Below are 6,614 nucleotides of genomic sequence, written 5' to 3'. Positions count from 1 at the left end.
GGTGACGGTTCCGGTGGGTGTGCCCGATCCCGGGGCGTTGGTGGTGACGGTGGCGCAGACGGTGACCGACTCACCGCACACCGACGGGTTCGGCGTCACGCTGACCGCGGTGGTGGTGGAGGCCTCGTTGACGGTGACTGCAACCGTGCCGATGGAGCCGGTGAAGCAGGTGTCCTCGCCGTTGTAGGTGGCGGTGACGGTTCCGCTGGACAGCGTGGTGGTGGTGAGGCAGGCCTGTCCGGTGGCGTCGAGGGTGACGGTCTGGTTGAGTCCGCCGGGTCCGGTGAAGGTGACGGTACCGCTGGGTGTGCCGGAGCCGGGCGGGTTGGCGGTGACCGTGGCGCAGATGGTGACGGCCTGTCCGCAGACCGACGGGTCGGGGGTCGCCGTGACCGTGGTGGTCGTGGATGCTTCGTTGACGGTCACTTCGGCGGTGCCGACGGAGCCGCTGAAGCAGGTGTCACCGTTGTAGGTGGCGGTGACGGTCCCGGTGCCCAGCGTGGTGGTGGTGAGGCAGGCCTGGCCGGTGGCGTCGAGGGCGACGGTCTGGTTGAGTCCGCCGGGTCCGGTGAAGGTGACGGTTCCGGTGGGGATTCCGGTGCCGGGCGGATTGACGGTGACGGTGGCACAGACAGTGATGGCCTGTCCGCAGACCGACGGGTTCGGTGTCGCCGTGACCGAGGTGGTGGTGGACGCCGGGTTGACGGTCACCGTCGTAGTGGCCACCGAACCGGAGACGCAGGTGTCACCGTTGTAGGTGGCGGTGACGGTTCCGCTGGACAGCGTGGTGCTGGTGAGGCAGGCCTGTCCGGTGGCGTCGAGGGTGGCGGTCTGGTTGAGTCCGCCGGGTCCGGTGAAGGTGACGGTTCCGGTGGGGATTCCGGAGCCGGGCGGGTCGACGACCACTGTGGCGCACACCGTCACCGACTGTCCGCACACGGACGGGTTCGGCGTGGCCGTGACCGTGGTCGTCGAATCGGCCTGGTTCACCGTCACCGTGGTCGTGGCGACGGAGCCGGTGAAGCAGGTGTCACCGTTGTAGGTGGCGGTGACGGTTCCGCTGGACAGCGTGGTGCTCGTGAGGCAGGCCTGTCCGGTGGCGTCGAGGGCGACGGTCTGGTTGAGTCCGCCGGGTCCGGTGAAGGTGACGGTTCCGGTGGGGATTCCGGTGCCGGGCGGGTTGGCGGTGACCGTGGCGCAGACGGTGACGGACTGTCCGCAGACCGACGGGTTCGGTGTCGCGGAGACGGCGGTGGTGGTGGCGGCTGCGTTGACCGTGGCGTCGGCCGACCCGCTCGACGTCGCGAAGCAGGTGTCGCCGCCGTAGGTGGCCGTCACGCTGCCGGTGCTGAGCCCGGTGGTGGTGAAACAGGCCTGGCCGGTGGCATCCACGGCCACCGTCTGGTTGAGTCCGCCGGGTCCGGTGAACACGACCGAACCCGTCGGGGTTCCGGTCGCCGGAGCCTGCGCGGTGACGGTCGCGCACACCGTGACGGACTGCCCGCACACCGACGGGTCGGGCGAGACCGTCACCGCGGTGTCCGACTGTGCCTGGATGACGTTCTGCGTCACGAACCCGGAGGTGTCGCCGGCGAAGTTGGCGTCACCGGAGTAGGCGGCGGCGACGAGGTGCGGGCCGACGCTGAGGTTGCTCACCGTGGCCTGCGCCTGCCCCGAGGCGTCGACGGGGGCGATCAGCGGGGGTCCGTCGGCGCTGATGATGAACGTCACCGTGCCGGTCGGGGTACCGGTACCCGGAGGAACGGGAGTGACCTGCGCGGTCAGGGTGATGGTCTCCCCACAGACCGCCGGGTTGGGACTCGTGGTGAGGGCGACAGTGGTCAGGGCCGGGGTGACCACCTGCGTGTCCGCGCCGGTGGACGGATCGAGGTTCGCGTCACCGCTGTAGGTGGCGGTCACGGCGTGCGAGCCGACCGCCAGGGTGGAGATGGTGAGGAACGCCTGTCCGCTGCCGTTCACCGGCACGGTCACCGGTGCGCCACCGTCCACGACGAAGCTGACGGTGCCGGTCGGTGTGAAGATCGCCAGGGGATCGGCAACGGTCGCGGTGAAGGTGACCGTCTGACCGAAGACCGATGGGTCCGGTGCCGACGTCACGGTGGTGGTCGATAGTGCCATGGTGCGAGCCCCTTTCACGGGTCCATGGACGGAAAGCGGGCAGCCCGAAGCCCGTGCAGCGGTCGCAGCACGGACAAGGGCGGCGCAGGTCGGCACGGGGCACCGACGAGTCCGCCACCCCCCGACGCAGGAAGTGGGCGGCCCACCTGTCGATGTCAGCAGTAGGCAGCGCCGCAGCACCTTTGGGCCAGATGGAGGGATGCAATGTCCCCCGGTCGGCGCAGCGCTCAGCCGCGCACAAGGCGCATTCCTGCTCGGCCGCACTACGCCTCAGTGCACCGGCAGCCGTCCGTTCTCATCCTGGTCCGGCGACCGGTCCGGACCGGCCAGGTGGTAGGGGAGCGGACGGTCCCCACGGCACGTCCGCCCCGGCCCGCTACAGCGGGTGAGGCCGCGCTCGTTCATCAATTCGGGGATGCGCCGTATGCGCCTCCGCGATGTGCGGCGACTGCGCCCCGGGGGACGGGGGAGGGCAGGCCCGGCCCCCGGGCGGCGGCTCGTCTCCCGCAGCGGCCGACGCCGCAGGTGATCCGAGGGGGAACGGCGTGACGGGCCGGGGGAATCCCGGCCACCGGGGCGGGACCGACGGCGACGCCGGAGAGGCGCGCCGGGGCGGCATGTCCCGCTGCTGCCCGGCACGTTCCGTCACAGTGCCCCAAGGTGACCCGCCCACCTGGTCGGGCACTGCGTTCCGGCTGGTGCCGTGCGCCCTGCTCGCCGCAATGCGCCCCGGCTCTGCCTCTTCGCCACGCGCGGTGCCACGATGCGCCGTTCGGAGCGGAGCCGTACCGGCAGGCGTACCGGAGAGCGCATCGTGTCCGTCCACGGCGGAGGTGCGTCCGCCCGCGTGCGGAGTCCGGTCCGCCGTACGCACCGTGGCGATCGGCCCGTCACAGGAGCAGAACGAGCCGCGCGCCGCGATGTCACGCCACCGGCGGGAACATGACCCCGACGGGGCAGCCGGGCGGCGCCCCCGCGACCGGCGCCGACGAGGGCGCCGGGTGTACCGAATCGAGGCACGGCCCCAGGGCCTGTCGTTCGGGTCAGGCAGGCACCGCGAGCCCGGCCCATCCGAACGACCGGCTCTGAGGCCCCGCGCGCCCGCTCAGGCGGCCCGCGGGGCGTCCGCGGCCCCGCCCTGCGGGTCCTTGGCGTCGAGCAGTTCCGTGAAAAGCCGTTCCCACCGGGGGCGGATGCTGCTCCGGTCGTAGCGGTGCGCCGATTCGGCCGCCCGGTTGCCCAGGTCCTTGCGCAGCGGTTCGTCCTCGATGAGCCGCCGCAGCGCTCCGGTCAGCGCGGAGACGTCCCCGTTGGGCACGAGCAGCCCGTCCTCGCCGTCGGTGACGATCTCGCGGGGCCCCTGCGGGCAGTCGAAACTGACCACGGGAACGCCGTGGCTCATGGCCTCGGCGAGCACCATGCCGAAGCCTTCGTGGCGGGAGCTGAGCGCGAAGACCGAAGCCTTGGACAGCTCCTCGTCCAGCCGGGTGGTCCGGCCCATGAGGAGCACGTGGTTGTAGAGGTGCCTGCGGTGGATCAGCCGGCGCAGCTTCTTGCGTTCGGCGCCGGAGCCGTAGATGCGCAGCTTCCAGTCGGGGTGGTCGTGGACGATCCGGTCGAACGCCTTGATCAGCAGGTCGAACCCCTTGGCCTTCACCAGCCGCCCGGCGGCGACGACCAGCTTGCCGTCCAGTGAGGAGGGCGTCCGGTCGCCGTCGTTCAGGGCGTTGGGGATGCGTTCGACGCGGACACCCGAGCCCGCCAGGACGCGGCGGTACGCCTCTTCGTCGGTGCCGGTGAGCACGGCGACGGCGTCGAGCCGCCGGTACCAGTGGTCGATCTCCCGGGTCAGCTCCGGCTTGTGCCGCGCGTAGTGCAGATGTTCCTGGGCGACCCGGACGACTCCTGTCGGGGCCAGCCGGGCGGCCAGCAGATTGAGCGCGGGGCGGGTGGTGACCAGCACCCCGCCGTCGAGGGAGCGCAGATAGCGGGTGAGCCGACGGTCGGTCAGCCGGTTGAACCGGTCGTGGCGGACCTCCGAGGGCGGCACCAGCCGGCTGGGGGAGCGCTGCATCCGCCGTTCCAGAGCGCGCCGCCACGCCGGCGCGTCGGCACTGCCGTCGACCAGCGGACGCAGCCGGATGCGCGGATCGACGGGGAAAGCCGGGGCGCGCCGTTCCCGGTGGACGCTGACGACCTCCACGTCGTGGCCCGCGGCGGCGAGGCTGTTCGCCTGGTTGATCACCGTGCGCACGGTGCCGCCGACCGTGAACGCGTTGAGCAGCAGGAAGCGGATCTTCACACGGTCTCCCGGCGGCAGGTGACGGAGAGGTTGTCCTTGACCGTGAAGTACGGCTTGACCCGGACGGATCCGGCTGTCTGCGCCGGGTAGGTGAAGATCTTCTTCTTGCCGCGGATGTCGTCCAGATGGCGCCCGAGCCGCAGTTCGTCGGCGCCGGGAGCGGCCAAGAGATAGAGGTCCCAGGTCAGTTTCCGCCCGTCGCACCCCGCGGCCAGGGCATCGACGGGCAGCCCGGCGTCGAAGCGGCCGTTCCGCAGGTGCGTCCCGGCCCGTACCTCGGTGCCGTGCGCTCCTCGCGAACGGGCGACGAGTACGGCCTCGGTGCCGTCCGGGACTGCACGGTCGTGCGGGGCCTCGCTGTCGTACGGGACCCGGCTGTCGTCCGGGACCTTGCTGTCGTCCCGGACCGGTGGGCGCGCCCCGCCCGGCGGGTCGGCGACGAAGCCGACCACGCGGATCCGGCCGTCGCGCGGCCACACCTCCTCGATCTCGGCGTGGGCCGGTTCCTCCTCGATGGCGCGGCCCGGCGCTGCGGGGGGCGGCTGGCTGTCCACGTACGCGTTCTCCTTCGGGCACTCGGCACCACGGCTCGGCACACGGCTCGACGGTGCGGAAGTGCAGGTCGGCTGCGGACCCTACAGCGCGTAGGGAAACTTCCGCGGGCGGGACGTGAGGGAACCTGCCCGCAGCGTGCGTATAACCCGAATGGAGCACCTCAATGCCCCGATGGGGCACCGGGATCCCGGTGCCGCGTTGGACCGGATGAGTCGTTGTTCATCCTGGGATTCCTGTGATTTGAGGTGTCTATGGTGCTTATGGTGCCAGGGGTGGATCAGAGGGGCATCGCCCCCGACGGTCCACACGAAACCCGACGCGCCGACAGAGGAGGCTGTGTGACGCGAGGCGTGCCGGCGGTGCAGGGGACTGCCCGTGACCCGTTCTTCGACAATGCGAAGCTGCTGGCCATCGTGCTGGTGGTGGTGGGCCACGCATGGCAGCCCCTGAAGGACAGCCATGCCATGTGGGCCGCCTACCTGTTCGTCTACATGTTCCACATGCCGGTGTTCATTCTGATCTCCGGCTACTTCTCGCGGAGCTTCGCCTTCCGCCCGAACCAGGTGAAGCGGCTGATCACCGGTGTCGCCGTGCCCTACGCGGTCTTCGAGACGGCCTACACGCTCTACGGCAACGCGGTGGACGGCCGGAGCAACGACCTCAGTCTGCTCTCGCCCTGGTATCTCACCTGGTTCCTGGCCGCGCTCTTCGTCTGGCGGCTCACCGCGCCCCTGTGGCGGGTGCTGCGCGCCGATGTCGCGGTGGGGCTCGCCGTCGTCATCGCCCTGGTCGGCGCCGCGGGCGAGCCGGGTCCGGTGCTCAACCTCGACCGGGTGCTGCAGTTCCTCCCCTTCTTCGTGATCGGCCTGGTCATGCGTCCCGAGCACTGGGATCTGCTGCGGTCCAGGCCGGTGCGGATCGCCGCCGTTCCCGCCATGGCCGGGGCCGCGGCCATGGCGTACTGGGTGAAGGGGCGGATGACCGCCGAGTGGGTGTTCCACAGCCGCGGCTGGAGCGAGCTGCACGTGGCCTGGCCGGTCGGGGCGGCGATGACGCTGGCGATGACGGCGTGTTCGCTCGTGCTCGTGGCCGCCTTCCTGGCGTGGGTGCCCCGGCGCGACACCTGGTTCACCCCACTGGGCGCGGGCACGCTCTGCGCCTATCTGCTGCACGGCTTCTTCATCCGTACGGCGGCATGGGAGAACTGGTTCGACGCGGCCTTCTGGCACACCCCGCTCGGCCAGGTCGTGGTGACCGCCCTGGGGGTCGGCCTGGCCCTGGCGCTCACCTCCGCGCCGGTGCGGCGGCTGCTGCGTCCGGTCATGGAGCCGCGGCTGGAGTGGGCGTTCCGCAACCGCGAACCGGCGGTGGCCGGGGTGCTGCCCTCCGGGCGGCCTCCGGTTCCTGAGGAACGGCGGCACGCGGAGTCCGTGGCGAGCTGAGGGCCCTGGCGCCGTCGGGTGCGCCGGTCCGTCCTCCGGGCGGTACGAGCGAGGGTGCCCGATCTCCGTCGGGCCCGCCGGCCGACGGTGCGGCGCGGGCCGGCCCCCGAGCGGTTGAAGGGTGTCTCCGGGTGACGGATCATTCCTGGCATCGGGCTCGCAGGTGCTGCCCGGGG

Annotated in this window: 4 protein-coding genes; 1 reads left to right on the top strand and 3 read right to left on the bottom strand. The window is 71.5% G+C overall.

Annotation, left to right across the window (positions count from 1 at the left end):
• From AC3EQ1_RS26200 to AC3EQ1_RS26190, 3 genes are all read right to left on the bottom strand, one after another.
• Nucleotides 1-2,139: Ig-like domain repeat protein (locus AC3EQ1_RS26200; protein WP_432096802.1), on the bottom strand; the 2,139-nt coding region annotated here is incomplete at its 3' end.
• Nucleotides 2,140-3,244: 1,105 nt separating this feature from the next.
• A complete protein-coding gene (locus AC3EQ1_RS26195; protein ID WP_432096801.1) occupies nt 3,245-4,441 on the bottom strand; it encodes a glycosyltransferase family 4 protein in 1,197 nt (398 codons plus the stop codon).
• Nucleotides 4,438-4,995, bottom strand: coding sequence for a hypothetical protein (locus tag AC3EQ1_RS26190; protein ID WP_432096800.1), 558 nt, complete (start codon nt 4,993-4,995; stop codon nt 4,438-4,440). The genes AC3EQ1_RS26195 and AC3EQ1_RS26190 overlap by 4 nt, the downstream gene beginning before the upstream one ends.
• Nucleotides 4,996-5,334: 339 nt before the next feature.
• Between AC3EQ1_RS26190 and AC3EQ1_RS26185 the strand changes: the two genes are divergently transcribed.
• Entirely contained in the window at nt 5,335-6,438 is a 1,104-nt protein-coding gene (locus AC3EQ1_RS26185; RefSeq protein WP_432096799.1) for an acyltransferase family protein, read from the top strand.
• The last annotated feature ends 176 nt before the right edge of the window (nt 6,439-6,614 follow it).

Source organism: Streptomyces sp. bgisy100, from assembly GCF_057709105.1.
Note: the sequence above shows the minus strand (reverse complement) of the source record. Positions and strands in the feature narration are given on the sequence as shown.